25 protein-coding genes, 1 pseudogene and 1 riboswitch are annotated in these 23,444 nt (G+C 28.3%); of the genes and pseudogenes, 1 reads left to right on the top strand and 25 read right to left on the bottom strand.

The window, feature by feature from the left end:
• Positions 1-110: 110 nt before the first annotated feature.
• From LEQ07_RS17615 to LEQ07_RS17535, 21 genes and pseudogenes are all read right to left on the bottom strand, one after another.
• A complete protein-coding gene (locus LEQ07_RS17615; RefSeq protein ID WP_263331682.1) occupies positions 111-875 on the bottom strand; it encodes an ABC transporter ATP-binding protein in 765 nt (254 codons plus the stop codon).
• Positions 875-1,890, bottom strand: a pseudogene (locus tag LEQ07_RS17610) (FecCD family ABC transporter permease). The gene LEQ07_RS17615 and the pseudogene LEQ07_RS17610 overlap by 1 nt, the downstream one beginning before the upstream one ends.
• 105 nt (positions 1,891-1,995) lie before the next feature.
• Positions 1,996-3,015 carry an ABC transporter substrate-binding protein gene (locus tag LEQ07_RS17605; RefSeq protein WP_263331681.1) on the bottom strand — a complete coding sequence of 340 codons (1,020 nt, stop codon included), beginning with the start codon at positions 3,013-3,015 and terminating at the stop codon, positions 1,996-1,998.
• A gap of 16 nt (positions 3,016-3,031) precedes the next feature.
• Positions 3,032-3,209: riboswitch (cobalamin riboswitch) on the bottom strand.
• 192 nt (positions 3,210-3,401) lie between these two features.
• Positions 3,402-4,112 carry a purine-nucleoside phosphorylase gene (gene deoD, locus LEQ07_RS17600; RefSeq protein ID WP_021428849.1) on the bottom strand — a complete coding sequence of 237 codons (711 nt, stop codon included), beginning with the start codon at positions 4,110-4,112 and terminating at the stop codon, positions 3,402-3,404.
• Positions 4,113-4,448: 336 nt separating this feature from the next.
• The gene (locus LEQ07_RS17595) at positions 4,449-6,074 is read right to left on the bottom strand and encodes a Na/Pi cotransporter family protein (protein WP_046823096.1); all 1,626 of its coding nucleotides are present in this window, start codon (positions 6,072-6,074) and stop codon (positions 4,449-4,451) included.
• 261 nt (positions 6,075-6,335) lie between these two features.
• Positions 6,336-6,650, bottom strand: coding sequence for a hypothetical protein (locus tag LEQ07_RS22155; protein ID WP_332843324.1), 315 nt, complete (start codon positions 6,648-6,650; stop codon positions 6,336-6,338).
• A 55-nt stretch (positions 6,651-6,705) separates the two neighbouring features.
• Complete coding sequence (locus LEQ07_RS22150) at positions 6,706-7,329, bottom strand: hypothetical protein (protein ID WP_332843322.1); 624 nt, start codon at positions 7,327-7,329, stop codon at positions 6,706-6,708.
• A gap of 128 nt (positions 7,330-7,457) precedes the next feature.
• Complete coding sequence (locus LEQ07_RS17585; RefSeq protein ID WP_046823098.1) at positions 7,458-7,646, bottom strand: hypothetical protein; 189 nt, start codon at positions 7,644-7,646, stop codon at positions 7,458-7,460.
• A 110-nt stretch (positions 7,647-7,756) separates the two neighbouring features.
• Positions 7,757-8,845: an aldehyde dehydrogenase family protein gene (locus LEQ07_RS17580; protein ID WP_317852115.1), complete on the bottom strand. Its 1,089-nt coding sequence runs from the start codon at positions 8,843-8,845 to the stop codon at positions 7,757-7,759.
• 26 nt (positions 8,846-8,871) lie between these two features.
• Positions 8,872-9,123, bottom strand: coding sequence for a hypothetical protein (locus tag LEQ07_RS20275; protein WP_317852114.1), 252 nt, complete (start codon positions 9,121-9,123; stop codon positions 8,872-8,874).
• 357 nt (positions 9,124-9,480) lie between these two features.
• Positions 9,481-10,863: a tryptophanase gene (locus LEQ07_RS17575; RefSeq protein ID WP_263331680.1), complete on the bottom strand. Its 1,383-nt coding sequence runs from the start codon at positions 10,861-10,863 to the stop codon at positions 9,481-9,483.
• Positions 10,864-11,004: 141 nt separating this feature from the next.
• A complete protein-coding gene (locus tag LEQ07_RS22145; protein ID WP_332843321.1) occupies positions 11,005-11,397 on the bottom strand; it encodes an ATP-binding cassette domain-containing protein in 393 nt (130 codons plus the stop codon).
• A gap of 10 nt (positions 11,398-11,407) precedes the next feature.
• Positions 11,408-11,617 (bottom strand): ATP-binding cassette domain-containing protein, encoded by a 210-nt coding sequence (locus LEQ07_RS22140; RefSeq protein ID WP_332843320.1) that lies wholly within the window; start codon positions 11,615-11,617, stop codon positions 11,408-11,410.
• Positions 11,607-12,110, bottom strand: a complete 504-nt coding sequence (locus tag LEQ07_RS20270; RefSeq protein WP_317852113.1) for an oligopeptide/dipeptide ABC transporter ATP-binding protein — start codon at positions 12,108-12,110, stop codon at positions 11,607-11,609. The genes LEQ07_RS22140 and LEQ07_RS20270 overlap by 11 nt, the downstream gene beginning before the upstream one ends.
• Positions 12,111-12,127: 17 nt before the next feature.
• Complete coding sequence (locus tag LEQ07_RS20265) at positions 12,128-12,538, bottom strand: ATP-binding cassette domain-containing protein (RefSeq protein ID WP_317852112.1); 411 nt, start codon at positions 12,536-12,538, stop codon at positions 12,128-12,130.
• Between the two features lie 8 nt (positions 12,539-12,546).
• Positions 12,547-13,416, bottom strand: coding sequence for an ABC transporter permease (locus LEQ07_RS17560; RefSeq protein ID WP_263331679.1), 870 nt, complete (start codon positions 13,414-13,416; stop codon positions 12,547-12,549).
• Positions 13,416-14,408, bottom strand: coding sequence for an ABC transporter permease (locus LEQ07_RS17555; RefSeq protein ID WP_046823103.1), 993 nt, complete (start codon positions 14,406-14,408; stop codon positions 13,416-13,418). Before LEQ07_RS17555 ends, LEQ07_RS17560 begins: the two co-directional genes overlap by 1 nt.
• A 21-nt stretch (positions 14,409-14,429) precedes the next feature.
• The gene (locus tag LEQ07_RS17550; protein WP_263331678.1) at positions 14,430-15,230 is read right to left on the bottom strand and encodes an ABC transporter substrate-binding protein; all 801 of its coding nucleotides are present in this window, start codon (positions 15,228-15,230) and stop codon (positions 14,430-14,432) included.
• A 41-nt stretch (positions 15,231-15,271) separates the two neighbouring features.
• Positions 15,272-16,054, bottom strand: coding sequence for an ABC transporter substrate-binding protein (locus tag LEQ07_RS17545; protein ID WP_263331677.1), 783 nt, complete (start codon positions 16,052-16,054; stop codon positions 15,272-15,274).
• Between the two features lie 205 nt (positions 16,055-16,259).
• Entirely contained in the window at positions 16,260-17,819 is a 1,560-nt protein-coding gene (locus tag LEQ07_RS17540) for an oligosaccharide flippase family protein (protein WP_263331676.1), read from the bottom strand.
• 72 nt (positions 17,820-17,891) lie between these two features.
• Entirely contained in the window at positions 17,892-19,460 is a 1,569-nt protein-coding gene (locus LEQ07_RS17535; RefSeq protein WP_046823384.1) for a ClC family H(+)/Cl(-) exchange transporter, read from the bottom strand.
• Between the two features lie 277 nt (positions 19,461-19,737).
• Between LEQ07_RS17535 and LEQ07_RS23250 the strand changes: the two genes are divergently transcribed.
• Positions 19,738-20,052, top strand: coding sequence for a metal-dependent hydrolase (locus LEQ07_RS23250; protein ID WP_442952440.1), 315 nt, complete (start codon positions 19,738-19,740; stop codon positions 20,050-20,052).
• Between the two features lie 222 nt (positions 20,053-20,274).
• Here the strand turns inward: LEQ07_RS23250 and LEQ07_RS17530 are convergent, their stop codons facing one another.
• The 4 genes from LEQ07_RS17530 to LEQ07_RS17515 form a co-directional block, all read right to left on the bottom strand.
• Positions 20,275-21,027, bottom strand: coding sequence for a sensor histidine kinase (locus tag LEQ07_RS17530; protein WP_263331683.1), 753 nt, complete (start codon positions 21,025-21,027; stop codon positions 20,275-20,277).
• Between the two features lie 70 nt (positions 21,028-21,097).
• On the bottom strand, positions 21,098-21,979 hold the full coding sequence (locus tag LEQ07_RS17525) for a PAS domain-containing protein (protein ID WP_263331675.1): 882 nt from the start codon (positions 21,977-21,979) through the stop codon (positions 21,098-21,100).
• Between the two features lie 2 nt (positions 21,980-21,981).
• Positions 21,982-22,116, bottom strand: a complete 135-nt coding sequence (locus LEQ07_RS17520; protein WP_263331674.1) for a hypothetical protein — start codon at positions 22,114-22,116, stop codon at positions 21,982-21,984.
• A gap of 95 nt (positions 22,117-22,211) precedes the next feature.
• Positions 22,212-23,357, bottom strand: coding sequence for a sensor histidine kinase (locus LEQ07_RS17515; protein ID WP_064503613.1), 1,146 nt, complete (start codon positions 23,355-23,357; stop codon positions 22,212-22,214).
• Between the last annotated feature and the right edge of the window lie 87 nt (positions 23,358-23,444).

The raw sequence follows: 23,444 nt of genomic DNA, 5'->3' as shown, positions 1-23,444 counted from the left end.
ACTTCTGTCTTTCCACTTCCAGTTACTCCGTGTATCATATATGGTTTTTTATTTTCTTCAAACATTTCGCTTTTTATAATATTTACCGTATTTAATTGTCTTCATTTAATTTAATTATTTTTAAAAATTATATTTATATTATCATCAGTTTCAGCTTTTAAAATTTTAGCATTAACGCCATAAACTTCCTTTATAAGTTCTGTAGTTAAAACCTGTTTTGGCGTTCCATAAGCCCTAATTTTTCCATCTTTTAATACATATATTTTATCGCAATACATAGCTGCAATATTTAAGTCATGAATAGCTGCTATAACTTCTATATCTAAGTCTTTAACAATACCCATTAATTGTAACTGATATTTAATATCTAAATGGTTAGTTGGTTCATCAAGTATTAAACACTTTGTATCTTGAGCTAAAGCCCTTGCTAATATAACTCTTTGTTGCTCTCCTCCAGATAAAGTATTAAAGTTTCTATTAATTAAATGCCTTATATTTACTTTATCTATGGCATTATATACAATTTCATAATCTTCCTTTGTATCTCTGTCCATAATTTTTTTATAAGGGCTTCTCCCCATAAGTACCATATCTAATACCGAAAAATCAAAGTTATTATGATTATGTTGAGCTACAACTCCAATTTTTTTAGCACTGTCTTTAGTTGGTATATTTTTAATATTAGTGTCATCTAGGTATATTACACCGTTACTTGGGGTTAAGTTTCTATATATACACTTTAAAAGAGTGGATTTCCCACTTCCATTAGGCCCTATAATTCCTACAAATTCTTTATTTTTAACATCAATATCTATACCTTTTAATATTTTATTTTCATTTATAGAAAGTTCTAATTTTTTAGTTTCTATTCTCATTAATTAGTACCTCCAAACCCATAACTTCTTCTTATCATTAGATAAACAAAGCAAGGAGCTCCTATCATAGATATAAGTATTCCAATAGGAAGTTCTGCATTTTTTATTATTATTCGAGACAATACATCCGACCATATTAAAAATATAGCTCCTAAAAGTGCAGATATTGGAATTATTTTTTATGGTCAGTCCCAAATAATCCTCTAACAATGTGTGGTATTATAAGTCCAACAAATCCAATCATCCCAGATGAATAAACTACTAATCCTACTAGGAGAGAAGTTACAACTAAGTATACTTGTCTATACCTATATAAATCAGTTCCTAATGTTATAGCTACGTCATCCCCCAACAACATTAAATTTAATATCCTATATTGACTTAAAAAGAATATAGTCCCTATTAAAATCAATGGAAGTATAAATACTATTTCTTCCCATTCAGCTCCAGCTAAACTCCCCATAAGCCAGAATGTTATATTTTTCATTCCTTCTGCATCATTTTTTATATAAACTATAAAACTTGAAAATGCACTACAAACAGAACTCAAAGCCATCCCCGCTAATAATAGTTTTGTAGAGTTAGATCTTGATCCTGTGTTTGAAATCATTAAAACTAACATCGAAACTAAAAATGCACCAAAGAATGCAAATATTCCTATTGAGTTTTGTCCTAATAAAGTTGTAAATCCTAACATTATAGCTATTGTAGCCCCTAAGGATGCTCCAGATGATACACCAAGTATATAAGGGTCTGCTAGAGGATTTTTTACTATAGCTTGCATTACAACTCCACATACAGACAGTCCTATTCCTACACATAAAGCTAAAATTATTCTAGGTAGCCTAATAAACCACACTACATCATGGATAGCTCCATTAGATAAAGTATTTTCATTTCCTATACTAAATAGTTTATACCCTATTATTTGATATACTTGCTTTATACTGATGTCACTTGAACCTATTGTTACAGCAAATAAAATAGACAAAATTAAAGCAATAATAAGACCCATAATAACTAATATATATAAAGGCTTTGTTTTCACAAAGCCCTTCTCTTCATTATTTTCATATTTTCTTAAGCTTTTCATTGATTGCATATGTCCATGTCCCTCTTTCTACTTACTTGGATAAATTCCATTTGCAAAAGTTTCTATTCCATCTATAGTTCTTACTCCACTACAATACATTTGTCCTAGTTCTATTGGATAAACTCTATTATTTTTAACTGCATTTAAACTTTGTAATGCTTTGTCATTCATAACTAAGTTTTTAGTTTCTTCAGATTTTTTACTATCATCATCTCTATTCATATATACTACAAATATACTGTCTGGATTTAATTTTACTAAATCTTCTTTACTTAGTGAGTTGCCATCTTCATTTAATAATTTTGCACCTAGTTTAGTTACCATATCTCCACCTAAAGTGCTTTTCCCATATCCACTAATTTTATCATCTAAAAATTCAACTATTAAAGTAGTTTGTTGCTTTTTGCCTTTTTCAGACTCTACAACTTCATTTACTTTTTTATTTATATTATCAACTATCTTTTTAGCTTTATCTTCAACGTTAAATATTTTACCTATATTTAATATATCTTCACATTCATTTTTAATAGTCTTATGCTCTACTGCTCCACTATTTAATGCCATGTATGTATTTGTACCTTTGTCTTGCCAAAAGTCTACTGTTCCTAAAGTTTTATCTGTAAACAAAGAATCCCATCCCACTATAAGGTCTGGTTGTAACATCATAGTATTTTCTTTAGAAGGTGTAAATTCATCTAAATACTTAACCTTTTTAAAGGCTTCTTGATATTCATCTTTAACCTTATGATCTAACCCGGCTGCAGCAACTATATTATCTTCTAACCCTAGTGCTAGCATAGTTTCTATAGAGTCTTGATAAACTGCCAGCGCCTTTTTAGGTTTTTCTTTTATAGTAACCTTTATTTCTTCTTTGTTACTATTATGCGTAGTAATAGTTACTGGATAGTAATCATCCTTTGTTTCATTTGTTTTTTCTACCTTTATTGTAGTAGTGTCTTCAGTTTTAATTTGAGTTTTACTGCACCCTACAAAGCTTAGCCCTATAACTAAGCTAAGCAAACTTAATTTGATTTTTGATATTTTCATTTTGTCTCTCCCTCCGAAAGTTGGTTTTATCTAGGCAGGTCTCCTGACTTATACATCATCCTAATCTTTACCTTCCCAAAGAAATTCTTCAGTGGCTAAAAAAAGACTCGTCCGTAATTACAGTAGCGGGGGCTGTTGATGATTTCCACATCATTCCCTATTAATTAATAAAAACCTAGTATTTATATTTATAATGTTACCATAATCCGATTCATTTTTCTATAAATTGCAAAATTTCGACATCTTATTTTTTAATCTATATCAATTTCTTACTTTACTTGCATTATTTAATTAGACCTTTAAGTGTAAAAACCATTAATATTTAAGTTTTTTAACATAAAAAAAACTCGCTTTCACAGTTTATACTATAAAGGCGAGTTTTTATATTAAGCTAATTCTAAAGCTATATTCATCATTCTTGTAAATGCAGTTTGTCTTTCCATAGCAGTAGTTGCTTCTCCTTTGAAAGGACAATCAGAAATTGTTAATATACAAAGAGCATTAACTCCAGCTCTTGCAGCGTTCATATAAAGTGCAGCTGATTCCATTTCTACAGCTAACACTCCCATTTTAGTCCATTTTGCTAAAGAATCTAATCCTTCATCTCCATAGAATACATCACTGCATAGTATGTTTCCAACTTTAGGCTCAACGCCTTGACTTTTTGCAACATCTACAGCTTTGCTAAGTAACTCATAGCTTGCTACTGGTGCAAATGTCCCTGGTAAGTTGTATTGAGATGCATAATTAGAATCTGTACAAGAACCCATACCTATTACTATATCATGCATTTTTAAATCTTCATGTAAAGCTCCTGCAGAACCTATTCTTATAAGATTTTTAACTCCATAAAAATGTATTAATTCATATGTATATATTCCTATTGATGGACATCCCATACCTGTACCTTGTACTGATATTTTTTTGCCATTATAGTATCCAGTGTAACCATTCATACCTCTTACAGTGTTGTATTGAACAACGTCTTCTAAGAAAGTTTCTGCTATAAATTTAGCTCTTAAAGGATCTCCTGGTAATAATACTGTTTCTGCTATATCTCCTAATTTACCGCTATTGTGTGGTGTTGGTGCTCCCATTGCCATAATTTCATTCTCCTTTAACTATCATTAATATTATTTAAACTTAATTATAATCTTATTTAATATCAATAATTATATATACAACTTAAAATTTAAATACTATTTCTTATAACATATATGTACTTGTATATATTGATATCTTATTTAGTCTACACTCTTTATCTTTTAGCATACACTATATTATATGTATATATTACAATTTTTTATTCACTAGTACAATACTTTCTGCCAATTTTTATAATTTTTAAAATTTAATTACATTTATAGTTTAATTAACATAAAAGCTTTATCAATTTTAATATATCGATAAAGCTTTTTATTTAAAGTTTTATATTATGCAAATTTCTTATTACTAGATTTTATAACCTGTTGAGCGATATTAGCAGAATGATCCGATACTCTTTCTAGATTACTAATTAAATCTAAGAATATAACTCCAGAATCTACACTGCAAGAACTTGCATTTAATCTTCTCATATGATTTGCTCTACAGCTTTTTTCCATCATATCAACTTGTTCTTCCATTTTTATTACTCTACAAGCTAAATCCACATCTGACTTTTCTAAACTTTCAAGAGCTAAACTGTATGTGTCTATAACTTTTTGATATAAGTCTTTAAGTTCAACAGACCCATCTTTAGATAAACTTAAATTATTGTCTATAACAGTAGTTGCAAGCTCTGCTATGTTTTCTGCATGATCCCCAACTCTTTCTATATCATTTACAGTATTAAACAATAAATCTACACTCTCTCTTGAATTGTCATTTAATGAAGTTTTAGATAATTTTAATAAATAATTCAGTATACTTTTTTGTAAAATATTTATTAGCTTTTCATTACTAAAAGATTCATCTACTTTTTCTTTTGATTTATTTAAAAACCCTTCCATTGCATTGTCTAAGCTTTCTTTGGCTTTTTCACCCATTCTTAAAGTCTCTTTTATCGTATTTGATAATGCTATAGATGGAGTTTCCATCATCCTGTCATCTATGTAATGAACAGTTTTTTTGCTATTTATCTCTTCTTCTCTTTCTGGCATAAGCTTCATAGTAAGCTTTACTATATATTTAGAGAAAGGAAGCAGTAATATAACATTTGTTATATTAAATAATGTATGAGCATTTGCAATTTGTCTACTTACATCATCTGGATTTAAATTTTGAACTATCATAGTTATAGGTTTTGTTAAAATTAACATAAATATAATAGTTCCTATTATGTTGAACACTAAGTGCATTAAGGCTGCTCTTCTAGCGTTTATACTAGCCCCTATACTAGATATTAAAGATGTAACACATGTACCTATATTTTCTCCATATAGTATAGGAAGTGCTGCCGTTAAAGGTATTAATCCTTGAGATGCAAGTGCTAATAACATTCCCATAGAAGCACTAGAACTTTGTACTATTGCTGTTATTCCAAATCCTAATAAAATACCCAGAATTGGTCTATTTCCAAAAGCAACTAATGCATCAGTAAATCCTTGAAATTCTGATAATGGTTTTACTGCATTTTTCATAAAATCCATTCCAGTAAATAATATACCGAAACCTATTAAAATTTCTGCTATTGTTTTTGTTTTTTGATTTTTTGAAAATAAATACATTACTATACCTATACCTAATGCTAAAGGTGCTATTCCAACTAAATCAAGAGATACAAGCTGTGCTGTTATAGTTGTTCCTATATTAGCCCCCATTATAACTCCTATAGCTTGAGGTAATGTCATGATTCCTGCATTAACAAATCCAACTACCATAACCGTAGTTGCACTACTACTTTGTATAATTGCTGTTACTAGAGCTCCTACTAAAACTCCCATTAATACATTACTAGTTAAAAGTCCAATTATTCTTTTTAATTTTTCTCCTGCTGATTTCTGAAGACCATCTGCCATAAGATTCATACCATATAAGAATAGTCCCAGTCCTCCCATCAAGTTTATTGCTATTTCCACTAATAATTTCCTCCTTAAAAATCAAACGTGTTTTTCTGTTTTTTCATTAATTTGATTTTAACAAATATTTTGTCAATTTAAGTTAAGCCAATGTTAAAAAACTCTCTTTTTTGTTAAGTTGTTGTTAATTATTAAATCGAGATTAAGCTTTAGTTAAAAACCAAACTTTTTCGTTAATTTTTTGTTAATTATATTTATATATAAAATAGAATATGATCATATACCTATTTTATATGCATTATTTAATTAGTATTATTTATATTAAACGCTTAAGGTTGCAACGATTATAGCTTTTATTGTATGCATTATATTTTCACTTTGATTAAATACAACAGAGTAATTAGATTCAAAAACTTCATCTGTGACTTCCATTTCTTTTATTCCAAAATCTTCATAAATATCTCTTCCGAATTTAGTTTCTAAATTATGAAAAGCAGGTAAACAGTGCATAAATATCACATTCTTACTACAATTATTCATAAGTTCTATACTAACTTTGTAATTTGTTAGCTTTTCTATCTTATCTTTTGAAATATCATTTGATTCTAGTATAGATTTCCATGGAGAAGTGTAAATTACATCTGCACCTTTCGTTCCTTCTTGAATATTTTCAGTTAAATTTATGTTAGATTTATTTTTTACTTATATTTTTACATTTATTAACCAATGATTTATCAGGATATAGATCACTTGGCGCACATATAGTAAAATTAATTCCCATCTTTGCGCATACTATCATAAAGGAATTCACTACATTATTTTTTGCATCTCCAACAAATGTAATATTAGTTCCTTTTAAATGTCCTAACTTTTCTTCTATAGTTAATAAATCTGCTAAAACTTGAGTGGGATGATGCTGATTTGTCATCGCATTCCATACAGGAATTTCAGCAAATTCATTTAATTTATTTAAATTATTTTGAGTTCCTCCAAAGTAAGCTATCCCATCATATATTTTCCCAAATATTCTAGCAAAATCTTTTATAGATTCCTTTTTATCAACTTGTAGTTCATTGCCACCTATATATGTTACTCCTATTCCCAAATCCTTAGCAGCAACATCGAATGTACATCTTGTCTTAATTGAATCTTTTTCAAATATAAGTGCAATATTTTTAGTATCTAATTTTTTGTGAGATCTATCTAACTTTTTAGCTATTTTATAAAGCTTTGCTAGGTCTAATAGGTATCTTATTTCTTCTTCTGTATAATCTAATAAAGTCAAAAATGATTTCCCCTTTAGATCTATAGTCAATTTAATCCCCCCCTAATAATTATCGTCTATTTATTTTACTATTTTCTTTATTTATATGTGCTATGTTAAACATAAAAATAAAGAAAGAATACACAGAAACCTTGATGTATTCTTTCCTTGTTTTATCTTTATTCAAATTTTTGATTTATTGTATTTGGCTGATCAGGTCCTGCTCCTGCTCTATAGTAAGTAGTTTTATTTCCATACTTATCTATTTCGGTTACTTTTTCTCTATCTGTATTAGTGTTTTCACTTTCCATATATAGCATTTCTTTGAATATGCCTCTTACACTATTTAAAAATGAATTATTTTTCAAAATAAGCACCTCCAGTAAAATATATTGACTTAAATATACATCACTTTTAGTTTTCTCTTATTTTCATTAACAAATACAGTAAAATTTTTACATTTTTAAATTTTATTTCATTACTTTTTTATTAATTTTAATTTATCTTTATATGGTGGAAATACTAAATTTATATCTATTTTACTACTTCTTTTTACAATTGCTTTTTCATATGTGAAAGTTTTAAAACTATTGTATCCATGATATCTTCCAATTCCAGATGTTTTAACTCCTCCAAATGGAAGATTTGTAGATGCAACATGTGTTATTGTATCATTTATGCATCCACCTCCAAAAGTAAAGTTTTTAATTATATAATCACTAAAATATTTATCTTCTGAAAAAACATATAACGCCAGTGGTGTTTGATGTAAGTTTAAGTAAAACCTTATATCGTCAAGTTCACTATATTTTATAATAGGCATTATAGGGCCAAAGATTTCATCTTGCATAACTGCATCATTGTAGTTAACATCTTTTAAAATAGTAGGTGAAATATATCTTGTTTCCATCTCAATTTCTCCCCCAAATACTATTTTTTCATGATCTTTATCTAGTATATCTTTTAACCTACTCATATGACGGTCATTAACAATTCTTCCAAAATCTTTACTATCTTTTATTTTCTCTCCATAAAAATTCGTTATAGTAATCTTTAACTTTTGTATAAATTCTTCATATATATCTTCATGGACTAATAAATAATCAGGTGCTACACAAGTTTGGCCAGCATTTGCAAATTTCCCCCATGCTATACGTTTTGCTGCCACATCTAGTTTTGCAGTTTTATCTACTATCGTTGGTGATTTACCACCTAATTCTAAAGTTGTAGGAATTAAGTTTTTACTAGCCTTTTCCATAACTATTTTACCTACATTCACGCTTCCTGTAAAAAATATATAATCAAAATTTAGATCTAATAAATTACTATTTACATTATAATCCCCTCCCACTATATCAATATAATTTGAATTAAAACACTCTTTAATAATTTTAACTAATATATATTCAACATTAGTAGTGTATTCTGAAGGTTTAATAACAGCTGTATTTCCACCAGCTATAGCTCCTATAAGCGGTTCTATAGTTAATTGAAAAGGATAATTATAAGGACCTATTATAAGAACACTTCCATATGCAGAGTTATATACATATGACTTTCCTGGCATTTGCGCTATATCATTTCTTACTCTTTTTACTTTATTCCATTTTTTATATTTTTTAATGCATGATTTATAGACCTATATATAAATCCAACCTCTGTGGTATAACTTTCAAATTCAGATTTTCCTAGATCTTTATAAAGTGCATCTATAATTTCATTTTCATATTTTTTTATCGTTTGTTTTAAATCTTTTAAAGCTTTAATTCTGTCTTCAACACTAATTGTTCCAACTTCATTTAAATGCCTTCTTTGATTTTCCAATATATCTATATAAGGTTTCAAAATAACTCATCTCCAATTGTATATTTATAACTTTATTATATATTATTTCTCCACCCATTTGAACTCCATCCCAACATAAAAAATTCGCTTCGCTCATGTCGCCAACGACTTCGTCCGTTGCTCAAAATGTAATTTTTACTTTCACCAAAACTTTGGTATTAATATATTCTATAAGTTATCCACAATATTAGTTAAATATAATTTCCTTAAGCGTAAAAAAGAGATACTTCAAAATAATTTGTTTAGGATAAATATTTGAGTTTTAACGACCTTTAAAGCATCTTCACGCTTTGGGAGTAAAATTTAAATATTTATCTTTCTCACAATATTATTTTAAGTATCTCTTGCTAACTCATCCTACTCTATAGGTTTAAGTTTTGATGTAAAGTGTCTTAAAACTTTGGGTTGCCAAGTTATTTCATAACCTTTTATTTGATCAGCTCTTTCTTTTATAGATATTAATGCATCTACAATAACATCTAGATGAGCTTGAGTATAAACCCTTCTTGGAATCGCTAGTCTTGTAAGCTCTAATTCTGATTGACGTTGTTCACCTGTTACAGGATCATTATCTAACATATATGAACCTATATCACAAGTTCTAATTCCAGCTTCTTTATATAATTCTATTGCAAGTGCTTGTGCAGGGAATTGGTAGTACGGTATATGTGGAAGTAACTTCTTAGCATCTATAAACACCGCATGACCACCAACTGGCGATTGATAAGCTATTCCTGCCTCATCAAGTCTATTTGCAATGTACTCCATTTGTCCTATACGATATTTTAAATAATCAAAATCAATTCCTTCATAAAGACCAACAGATAAAGCCTCTAAATCACGCCCAGCTAAACCTCCATAAGAAACAAACCCTTCAAATGATATTGTACGAGCTTTTACATTGTTGTATAACTCTTCGTCATCTCTAACTCCTATAAGCCCTCCCATGTTAACTATAGCATCTTTTTTAGAACTCATAGTTAACATGTCTCCATAACTAAACATTTCTTTTACAATTTCTTTTATAGTTTTATCTTCATATCCTTCTTCTCTAGTTTTTATGAAGTATGCATTTTCTGCATATCTTGCAGCATCTATCAATACAGGAATTTTATATTTTTGAGCGACTTTATAAGTCTCTCTCATATTTTCCATTGATACAGGTTGCCCGCCTGCAGTATTGTTAGTTACTGTCATTATTATAACTCCAACGTTTTCTACACCAAACTCATTTATTAATTTTTCCATTCGCTCTATGTCCATATTTCCTTTAAATGGAGCATAGGCTACTGTATCTAAAGCTTCAGGTACTACACAGTCAATAGCTTTAGCCCCAGTTAACTCAACATGTGCTCGAGTTGTATCAAAATGCATATTTGATATAGCGTATTTTCCTTGTTCTACAAATAAAGGAACTAATACTTTTTCTGCAGCCCTACCTTGATGAACTGGTTGTATATATTTATATCCAAATATATCTTTTGCAGCTTCTACTAATTTGAAGTAGCTACTTGCTCCAGAATATGATTCATCTCCTAGCATTACTGCTGCCCATTGCTTTGAACTCATTGCCCCTGTTCCACTGTCTGTTAATAAGTCTATGTATACGTCATCTGCTTTTAATGAAAATAGGTTATAATTTGCTTCTTGGATTTTTTCTTCTCTTTGTTCCTTTGTAGTCATTTTGATAGGTTCAACCATTTTAATTTTAAATGGCTCTGCAACATATTTTTTACTCATAATAAAGACCCCCATTTTAGTAGTTTAACTTTATTTATGATGTATTTAAAATGCCTTTGATATGATTTTGATTTTTGTTCCTAATTTTAATATATCAAATTGGAAATCTAGTATCAATATATATTTTTCTTTATTCTAAAACTAAATTTTCAACTTAAATTTTTCTAAATTAACAACCCTATCACAAATTCTTTGAATTAAAGCTTTCTCATGACTTATCACTATAAGCCCTATATTGTTTTTTTTGATATAATCTAAAACTACATTCCAAATTTGTGCTTGAGTTATAGCATCTAACATAGTTGTCATTTCATCAGCAATTAAAAACTTAGTATCTTTAGATAAAGCTCTTATAACACAAAATCTCTGTAGTTCCCCTCCTGAAAGCTCATTTGGGTATCTGTTTAACCACTCATATTTTATTCCTATATAATCTAAAAGTTCTTTAGGTGGATTAAATGATTCTGTTAAAATTTGACTCATTTTCCACTTGGGATTAACGGCTTTTTCTGGATGTTGAAAAATTAATTGCACTGGATTATACTTATTTTTTATTTATACCTTCAATTTTTACATTTCCTGTATATGAGTTTTCATATCCAGCTAAAATTTTAGCCAAAGTAGTTTTCCCAAATCCACTTGGCGCAACTAATCCAACTATTTCACCACTGTTAATTTCAAAGTCTACATTTTTCAAAACATATGTATTGCTATTTTTATACTTAAAACTTATATCCTTGGCTTTAAGTTGCATTTAAACACCTCACCATTCCCCCCCTAATATACTTAGTATTAGGTCTTTTGTTTTTACAATCATTGGATCTAACTTCACATCGTTCATAAAATAAACATCCTTTAGGAATCTCAGTTGGAAGTGGTTGGAATCCAGGTATTGGTTTAAATTCATTTTGAGGTAAAGCATTATAAAGAGCTTTTGTATAAGGATGTCTAAGTTTTTCATTCCCACTTTTAAAATCTATTACATTAGCAATTTCCAAGGTAGTTCCTGCATAAAATACAGCAATTTTATCAGCTACCTTTAATGCTGCATCAATATCATGTGTTATCATTAAAACAGCACATCCATTGTCTGCAATATCTCTAAAATGTCCTAATGCTTCATTTAATGATTTTTCATCTAAACCAGGAGTAGGTTCATCTGCTATTATTACTTTTGTATCACTTACTAATGCTGTTGATAGTAAAACTTTTCTTGCCATCCCCCCTGATAATTGAAATGGAAACATCTTATCAACATTTTCATTTAATCCATACTTTGAAAAATATTTCTTTGTATTTCACTTGCTTCTTTTTTATTTTCTAATGATAATTTAACTTGATCAGAAACTTTCATAAGAGGATCTAGGTAATTTATTGATTGTGGTATTAACACAATCTCTTTCCCCCTTAATTTTTCTTTTCTTTTTTTATCTAAAATTTCATTTTTATAAATTATGCTACCTTCAACCTTAGAATTTCTAGGAAGTATTCCAAGTATTGCATGAGCTAACAAACTTTTCCCCGATCCACTTGAACCCACAACAGCTAGTATTTCACCTTCATATAAATCTATATCTAAATTTGTTATAACTTTTAAATTTCTTTTTCTTAATCCTTTTGTATATTGAGAAAAGCTAACTTCTAAATTTTTAACACTTAGTACTGGATCTTTCATACAACCTCCTATTTATGTGCTAACTTAGGATTTATAAGTTTACTTATTTGTTTACCTATATTATCAACCATTAACGAAACTAAGACCAAGCTTATCCCTGGGAAAAAAGCTAACCACCATCTACCACTACTTAAATATTTCATAGCTTCTGATAAAATTATTCCAATAGCAGGTTCATGAGGTTGAAGTCCAAATCCTAAAAAAGTTATAGAAGCCTCATGTAATATAGCATGTGGAAATATTAATACTACTCCTACTAGAAGTTGAGGGATTATATGTGGCAATATGTGTTTTGTAGCAATATATACGTTGGATTTACCAAAGTTTTTGGACAGCTTCACATATTCAGAGTTTTTTATTTGCATTACTTCTGCCCTTATTATCCTTGTTAATGATGGCCAGTGTGTAATAGCTACACCTATTATAATTCCTTTTAGTCCTCCACCTAGAGATATAGATATAAGTATTATAACTAAGGCATGTGGCACAGAAAGAAATAAATCTATAATCCATGTAATTATAGAATCAACTGTATTTCCCATAGTAGCACTCATTAGCCCTAAAGTTAATGCTATTAATCCACTTATCATAGATGCCATAACACCTATCTTCATACTTAAACTAAGACCTTTTATAGTTCTATAAAACATATCTCTTCCCATCCAGTCTGTACCAAATAAGTAATTTAAATTTGGAGATATATTTTTCTGAGTTAAATCTATAGCTATTTGATTTTCACTTATAAAGCTACCAAATACAATTATTCCTATTAAAAAACAACTAAAAATTAATATAGATACAATAGTTTTCTCCCTTATTCCTATATTAATCTTACTGTTAGAATGAGTTTTTTCTTTTATATATTGAAGTTGTTCCATTAGTTAGTATTTCCCTCCTTCATTCTAGGATCGATAACTTTATATAAAATATCTGCAATTAAATTTCCAGTAAATACAAATATCAAACTTATTATAACTACACCCATTAAAAGAGGTAAGTCTCCTTTAATTCCTGCGTCAACTGTAGCTTGTCCAAGTCCTGGATATGAAAAGACTTGTTCTGCAAATATAGTTCCTGCAAATAACTCACTAAATGATAAAAACTGAAGAGTTATAGCTGGTAAAGCTACGTTTCTTATAATATGATTAAATATTATACTTTTACTACTTTCTCCTCTTGCCTTTGCAAAAAGTACATAATCACTATTTGAAATTTCAATAACTTTTTCTCTCGTATGTAAACATATATTGGCTACACCTATAACACTTAAAGTCAATGCCGGAAGTATTAAGTGTTTTAATAGACTTTTTAATGTAACTTCACTTGCCAACACTCCAATAGGTACACCTAGTGCAACCGGAAATAATTTTAACTTAACAGAAAATATCATGATAAGTAAAATACCTAACCAGAAGGTAGGAGTTGAAATTAAAATATGACAATACCCCCTTATAATTTTATCAACTATGCTACCTTCTTTTATTCCAGATATAACCCCCATAACAAATCCTAATATGCCAGAAATTGTCCATGCCACAACCATAAGAGCTAAAGATGCCATAAATTTTTCGGTTATAACATCTATTACAGGTCGTCTATATATCATTGATGTTCCAAAATCACCTTTCAGTATTGAGCTAAACCATGATATAAATCTTTCAGCAGGAGGTTTGTTAAGCCCCCAATGATTAGCTATTTCTTCTCTTTGTTCTTGTGTAACACTTAAATCAGCACCTACATAAGCCTTGATAGGATCTATCGGTGACTTTTCCATTAAAACAAAGCTTAATATACACACAGCAATTAAAAGAGTTATGAGTCTTATAATTTTTTTTATTAAAAATATTCCTATATTATTAGGGTTATTCATATGAGTATCTCCTTGAAAAATTTACTTTTTCCATTTCCATTCTGTTATATTATCAAGAATTCTACCTCCATGTGGTTGAACAACTGGAGTTCCTATATCTAGATTTTCATCAGCTATGTATAAATGACCTGCATTTACAAGCCATGCATATGTTAAATCTCCTTTAGTTGAAAACCCGGTTTCTCCATCCCATTGAGCTTTTTTCCAATATTCAATAGCTTCATTTTCATTTTCACTTTGCAAGGCTTTACTTATATAGTCATCAACTTTTTCATTTTTATAGTATCCAGCATTATTCCAAGGAACTCCAACTCCTATAACTTTGCTACTATATAAATAGTTAAGCTCTGATGGATCTCCTGATCCCCATCCAAATAATACAGGTTGAGAGTTTATCTCAGGTTCTATAGTATCCCATGTTTTAGCTTCTAAATCGATTTTTATGCCTAATTGTTTTGCAGTTTCAACTACCGATAAGCCTAATTCTTGTCTGTATTTTCCATCTGTGTAAAGCAATTTAAACTCAGCTTTAGTACCGTCTTTTTCTAAAATGCCATCAGAGTTTGAGTCCTTCCATCCGCCTTCTTTAAGTATGTTCTTAGCTTTTTCTATATCTCCATCACCTTTTAATATTGTTTCCTTATTAAGCCAAGGCATTTTTTCAAGACCAGTTGTTGATACAGCTCCAAATCCATCTAAAACTCCATCTACTAGCTCTTGTCTATTTATAGCATAATTCAAAGCTTCTCTTATTGATTTATCCCTTGTTACATCATTACCAACAGGATGTCCATCTTTATTTTTTTCTCCACTTTTTTGCATAGGGAATTCTATCCCATAAGTTTCTATACTATCTAACTCAATTACCTTTTTCCATCTACTTTATCTTTCGCAAAAGATCCTGGTATAGAGGCTATATCTACTTCTCCCGATTTTACAGCTGCATAAGCTGCATCATCATCTAAAAACACCATAGTTAATTTTTTTATACTAGGCTTTTCCCCATAATAATTTTCATTAGCTTCTGCTATAACTTGTTGACCTTTATCCCATTGAACAAATTTATATGGACCTGATCCAATTGGATTTTGTGCAAATTTTTCATTATGTGCATGCTTAGGAACTATACCTATCGATGCCATTTTCTCTATAAATGTAGATTGAGGTTCTTTTAATTTAAACTCTATATTATGATCATCCATTACTTTTACACTGTCTAAGATAGTTAAATCTATATTAGATCCACTTTCTTTTGCCTTTTCATATGTATATACAACGTCTTCAGCTGTTAAATTTTCTCCATCGCTAAATTTAACCCCATCTCTTATAGATACATTCCATGTTAACCTATCATCGGAAACCTTATATCCTGTTGCTAAATCATTTTCCATTCCTAAATTTTTATCTCTTTTAAATAGTGTTGAAAAAAATACTCTAGTCATTGATCCATGACCACCAGTTGTAGCATCAAACCCCTCATCTGGTTCATATGCTACTGCAGCAACAAGTTCACTATTCTCTATTCTGGAGCTTGTATTACCTTTAGCGCTCGATTTTTCTCCTTCTTTTGAACTTGTACATCCTGTAATCGTTGCAACAGTAAGCATCATAGTTAATGCTATAGATATCGACCTTTTTAGTTTCATAAATTATCCCCCTTATTTAAGCGTAAAAAAACCACAAAAGTTACATGTCTTACGACATGATTAACCTTCATGGTTTTAATTTCATTTATATACTATTTTTTCTACACGTTAATTATATCCATATATTTCTTAATATTCAATAATTTCTCAAAATTTATTTCTATTTAAATACAAGAAAAGAGTTTGCAATATGCAAACTCTTTTCTTATATATATCTATCACTATATAATTTTATACTATGTACATTTATATCTTTTGCTAGCCTAAAACTATCTATTACCCAGTTAAGATCTTTTATTCTTATACATCTAGTTATCATAAGCATAGCTATATATATAGCCATAGAAATAAATATTTTATTTATAATATTATATCCTATAAATGAAGCTATTATAACAGATACACCTATGCATAAAATTGGTTTTATAACCCAATTAAACATTTTAAATTGTAACTTGGTAGTTTTTAAAACATTTATCATATTCAATCCAAAGTTAATAATATTACTTATAAATATAACTAATATAAACCCTTCTATGCCCTTTGTAGGTATTATAAAGTATATTATAAGAATTCTAATAACCATATCAAACAAATTTATTTTTAGTAATGCAACTTGCTTGTTTAAAGAATTTAAAATCCCATCCATTATTCTTTCTAAATACATTATAGGTATTACTGGGGCTAAAATTCTAATTATAGGCCCTATATCTTTATTGCTATAAACTGCCATTCCTATATCGCTTGCAAATGCAATAAAAACACCTGATGCAAATATTGATATTATAAATGTTATTCTAAATACATTAGAAATTATAAAATTTACCATTTTATTCCTATTTAATGAGTGTGCTTCTGATATTTCTGGTATTATCAAAGTTGCAAATGAACTTAAAAATACTGCTGGAAAATTTATTATAGGAAGCGCCATACCTTTTATCATTCCAAATATTGATAAAGATGCCGAAATCGAAGTCCCAGACATTCTAAGAGCATTAGGTATTAATATATCTTCTATAGTCCTAAGTCCACTTTGAATATATGAACTTGATGCTATTGGAAATGCTATTTTACTTATGTCACTAATTCTACATTCATTGTAATTGCTACAACATACCGTTCTACTTAATGGTCTTGTTTTAAGTGCACACAATATGTAGGCATATATACAAGATACTATATTACCTACAGCCATACCTACACATATAAGTGCGCATATATTTTCTATGTTAGCATCTATAAATATAGTAATAGCTGCTATAGAAATTGCCATCATTAATAAATGTTCTAAAATTTCTGCTGAAACAGACTTAACAACTTCCCTCGCTCCATAAAAGTAACCACTTAAACAAGACGAAATTCCTATAAACGGTAAACTATAAGCTAATATTTTTAATGATAGTACAGATCTTACATCGTTTAAAAATACATTGCCTATATATTCCGCTCCATAAAAAAGTACAATAGATGTTAATACACTGAAAAACAAACTGTATATACATCCTTTATTTACTATAGTTCTGATACCCTTATTATTTCCTTTTCCTACTTGTTCTGCAACAAGCCTTGTAATTGCTATTCTGATTCCAGCACTCGAAAATGTTACAGCCATAATATATACAGACATTATAAGCTGATACAATCCCATTCCTTCCGGTCCTATTTTTTTGGATAAATATACCCTGAAAAACATAGATATAAATCCAAATATAATAGTTGAGAATGTCATTATTATTGCATTTATTATAAGCTTTTTTCTTCTCATGCAATCACCTATCATATATCAAATTTGTACCTTGTACATTTTAATATATATGTGATTGAGCTCAATAAAATTCTATAATAATTTTATATTAGATGTTAAATCTGTTACATAGTCTAAAGCACATGCAGAATTTTCTTCATCTGCCATTATAGTTAAATAATCTCCTCCAATTAAAGTAGTATCTCCTTTTGGAATTATCTCTTTACCTCCTCTTGTTATCGATACTATCAAACAATTTTCTGGCCATTTTACATCTTTTACCTGTTTATGCTCTATTTCACACCCTAAATGAACCGCAACTTCCATAAGACTTTTTCTAGATGAGTTAGATTCAAATTTGTTATTGCCACTCTCTAAGCATCTTTCAAGTAAACTTTCATATATAGGTTCAGATTTAAATAAATCAGATGTTATATATGCAATTATACATACAATAGAAAGTGATAATAAGTGATTAAAGCTTCCTGTCATCTCACATATTAATATAATTCCAGTTATAGGTGCTTTTACTATAGATGCAAAATTTCCAGCCATAGCAAGTATTATAAAATTTAATATATACATACTTGGTATATCAAATACATTAACTGCTACTATTCCAAATATATTTCCAATTAATGCTCCAAGAACTAATAAAGGGAAAAATATCCCTCCAGGTACCCCTGATCCAAATCCTACAAATGTAAGTAAATATTTAATCAATAAAAATAATAATAGCATTTTTAATGTCATTGAGCTTTTATCTAAAGACATTATAAGTTCATGTCCTCCACCTAATAAAATTGGTGCAGTTAATCCCACGACACCAGTTATTAAAAATGGGATTATTACTTTTATCTCAGTGCTTAATTTTGATTTTTTAAACATATATTGGGTTTTTAAAATTCCACTGTTAAATATAACTCCACTTATCCCAACTATAATACCTAATAGTATCAAAAGCCAATAATATTTTAAATCTAAAGCTCTAACACCTACAAAGTTAAGTGATTTCCCAATTCCTAGAAATGTTTTTGTAATAAAGTCAGATGTTAATGCAGATGCCATAACTGAAAGTAAAACTAATGGCGAAAAGTTTTTATGAACCTCCTCTAATGCAAACATTACTCCTGATATCGGTGCATTAAAAGCCGCTGCTAATCCTGCACTTGCTCCACTAGTTATTAAATATTTTTCTTCAACACTAACTCTTTTAAAAACTTTTGAAAATCCTTCGCCTATACTAGCTCCCATTTGAACAGAAGGGCCTTCTCTTCCAAGTGATAAACCTGCTCCTAATGCTATAAGCCCACCTACAAATTTATTTATTAAAACACTTACCCAGCTTCCTTTTAATTTTTTCATTAGTATTCCTTCTACCTGAGGTATACCACTACCACTAATTAATGGCACCTTTTTCACCATAAGTCCTACTATATATCCACTTATGATTAATAATCCAAATAGTAAAATAGTATTTATTAAATTTCCTTTACTATTAGAGTAAAACCACATAAATACATTAGTTACTTTTTCTAATAATATTCTATGAAGTACTATCGTAACTCCAACAATCGCTCCTATTATAGTACTTTCTAATATAAGTTTAAATTTTAAATTTTCAGTATGCTTTAATAGATTACACGTTTTTTCTTTGTCCATTTAGTTTCCTCCTTTTTTCCCCATCATTTAATTATACTACTAATTACACTTTTTTTAAATTGTATACAGTATATTATTTTAAAATAAATTAAGTTTTTATATTTGTTCGATTCCATATTCATTTTTTTTGATATATAATAAGGTTTAAATAACCAATTATTAGAAAGGGTATTTTAATGACAAAGGAAACACATTCATCTGGAGGATACTTAATTGCAGCTCTTACGTTTTCTGCTTTTAGCAATGTATATTTAGATAACTTTAATACTTTATATAAATTGATGCTTTTTTTATTTATTTTCAGTTTGCTAATTTAGGATCTTTATTACCCGATTTAGATACTAGAAAGTCTTATATGAGTAAAAAATGGCCTCACTTGTCAAAGTTTATTTCAAAGCGAACAAAACATAGAGGTTTTACTCATAGTATTTTATTTCTATTAATTCTATCAGAATTTTTAAAATTAATAGTTTTAATAGGAGATAAAAATATTATATTAATTTGTTCCTCATATGGTATGTTTTTGGGATATGCCTCTCATATATTATTAGATATTTTCACATATGAAGGTGTTGATTTATTTTCCCTTTAGGTTTTAATTTCAAACTATCTAGATTAAAAACCAGTTCAAAAGGTGAGAGATATGTTAATAAGGTTTTAAAATTTATTTCTATAAATTTAATATTGTATAACTTATACTACTTACTCAATATAAAAATTTAATATGATAATCTACTAAAAACAGCCTAAATCAAGTAATTTTTACTACACACTTGATTTTAGGCCGTTTAATCTTAATATATATCAGAAAACTCTATCTGTATTTTTTATCTATATTAATAGATTCATTTTGAATAGAATTTTTACTTGAACCCTGTAAAACTATTTGATTTGGAATTTTCACTTCAAACTCTGTTCCAACTCCTATTTCACTTTTTACACTTATAGTTCCATCATGCAATTCCACTAAGGATTTAACTATAGAAAGTCCAATTCCACTACCTTCACTTATTTTAGTCAACCTATTATCAACTTGTTTAAATTTTTCAAAAACATCATTAATTTTATCTTTAGGTATCCCTACTCCAGTATCTTTAATGCTTATATCTATATGTTCTGGATTACATCTAATCCCAACATCTATTTGACCGTTTTCTTTATTATATTTTATTGCATTAGATAATAAGTTTAGTATCACTCTCTCCATTTTGTCACTATCAAAAGATATAATTTTCTCTTCTTGGTCAGTGTCAAAAATTAGATCTATATTTTGAGACTTACTAAACTCTACAACCGAATCGCATATGTTTTCTACAAAGCTTACTATATCTTGATTTTGAGGATTATAATCTACACAACCTGAATCAATTCTGGTTGAATCAATTAAATTATTAACTAACTTTAAAAGCCGCATTCCATTTTGATCTATTATATTTAAATATCTTATTAATATATTAATATCACCTTTTTCTATCTTTGGAATACTTTGATCTATTAACTGAACTGATGAAAATATTAAATTTAATGGAGTTCTAAATTCATGAGTTAAATTTGAAAAAAGTCTAATCTAAGTTTCTCAAGCTCTCTTTCGGTGGCTTTTTTTTGAGTTAAATCTATTATAATCCCAATTACGCCTATTACTTTTTTCTATAATCCCATAAAGGAACCTTAGTAATTTCTACGTACTTGTCTCCTGAATTTCTTTCCATAAAATCTTCATTTACATTTGTAATTTTATGTTTGATCACTTTATTATCAGCTTCTCTATACTCAATTATTTTTTCTTCTTTTAAATTTAAATCGTAATCTTTCTTACCAATAATTTTTTTTCTATCTAATTCTAGTAATTCTCCAAAAGCTTCATTACAGTACAAATATACCCCTTGGACATCTTTATAAAAAATAGGTATAGGTAAGTTGTCTACAATTATTTCTAGCATTTTATTTCTATTTTCTATCCCTATTGGTGTCTTTGAGTTTACATAATCATAAATTTTAAATCCATATGTTCCTATAACATTTTTATCTTCATCAATCATTGGATGTATAAAAATACTAACCCATTTATTATCCTCAAATATTATTTTTTCAATAGCATCTTCTTTTTTATCTAATATTAACTTTTCATATTCTTCCATATGTTCAAATCCATTGTGAATTTCAAGTTCTTTATTTTTCTTACCTATTATTTCCCCTTTAGGCATGCCAACTAATTCTTCAAAGTTTCTATTAACCTTTATGTATCTACCATTAATATCTTTTGTCCAAATTATGGCTTTTAAATTATTTTGAATTAGTAAATTGTAATTGCTACTTACATGATAAACCTGAAACCACATATAAAAATTATCATATTTATCTATATTTAAAGTTACTTTATATATATCTTTTAAATTACAAACATATTGATACCTTGTAAAGTTATTATTACTTACTTCATCAAATAATTCAATTTCATCTTTTGATATCCCTAATATCTCACATACATCCTTATTTAATATCGTATCCTCACTTTCCATTTTTAATTTTTTAGTAATAATTCATTTCCACCCTTAATTATATAGTCAAAGCTTCCATTTTTGTTACTTATACGTTTTCCCCATACATACGGTATAGGACATACTTGTAAAACATCTTCATAACTATGAACGATCAAATTTATCTCCCCTTATTCTGTATACCGAATTTATACTTTAATTATAGCAAATAAATACAAAAATCTCGATTACAATTTGTAATCGAGACCTTTGTTTATGCATAAATATCAGAAAATTCTACTTTTATTTTTTCTATATAAGAATTTTGTAGGTTCTTTTCTATTATATTACATTCATATTCTTCTTCTATTTCAGCAGGTATACTTATCTTAAATGTTGTGCCAAGTCCAAGCTCACTCTCAACATCTATATAACCTCCATGCATATCAACTAAGCTTTTTACTAAGTATAATCCAATTCCACTACCTTCTCCACTTCTTATAGTATTATTTTCTACTTGCTTAAATCTTTCAAATATAGAATTTAATTTATTTTGAGGTATTCCTATTCCATCATCAGATATTTCTATTTCTAACATTTCATTTGATTCTCTTATATAAATTTCTATTTTCCCTTGTTCTTTTGTAAACTTAATTGAATTAGATAGTATATTTAGTATTATTCGTTCCATTTTGTCTAAATCGAAAGAAATTATTTTTTCTTCTATCTCAGTATCAAATATAACTTCTATATTTTTTTGCTTAGCAAAGTCTACAATAGATTGACAAATACTTTCTACAAAATATACAATATCATAGTTTTGAGGATTATATTCAAAGTATCCAGATGTTATTTTGTTTGAATCAATTAGATTGTTTACCAATTTAAGTAATCTATATGTGTTTTGAGTTGCCATATTTATATATTTTGTGATTGATTGATCTTCTTTCTTTTCTATATTTTTTAATTTTAAGTCCAAAACTTGAAGTGAGCTAAAGATTATATTTAACGGCGTTCTAAGTTCATGAGATAGATTTGCGAAAAAATCACCTCTTATTTTGTTGTTTATCTCATGTTCTATTTGTTCATTTTTATCAACAAACCAAATTACATAATTGTTATCATATAAGTTTGTAGATATTAATTCAAAGTTTGCGCTACTATTTTTAACATTAACACTTACTTTTTTTTCATTTATTATATGTTCAAATATATCTATGCTTTTATTTCCATCTAAAATATGAAATTTTTCTTCGCCTACTATCTTAGTTTCATCTGTATCTAAAATGTTTTTTAATGTTTCACTTATAAAATTGATTTTTATTACATTTTTTTTATCTGTTATTGTGCATATTTCTCCAACTATATATGGAGTAGGCGAGGATTTTAATATATCTTCCTCAATACATTTATATTTCATTTTACCCCCCACTTATAAAAACCACATTAAAAATAATTCTATTTAAAATTTCTATTTTTCTCATGATTCCCTTTGATATTTTCTTTT

Source organism: Paraclostridium sp. AKS73, assembly GCF_025671395.1.
Classification (GTDB): Bacteria; Bacillota; Clostridia; order Peptostreptococcales; family Peptostreptococcaceae; genus Paraclostridium; species Paraclostridium benzoelyticum.
Note: the sequence above shows the minus strand (reverse complement) of the source record. Positions and strands in the feature narration are given on the sequence as shown.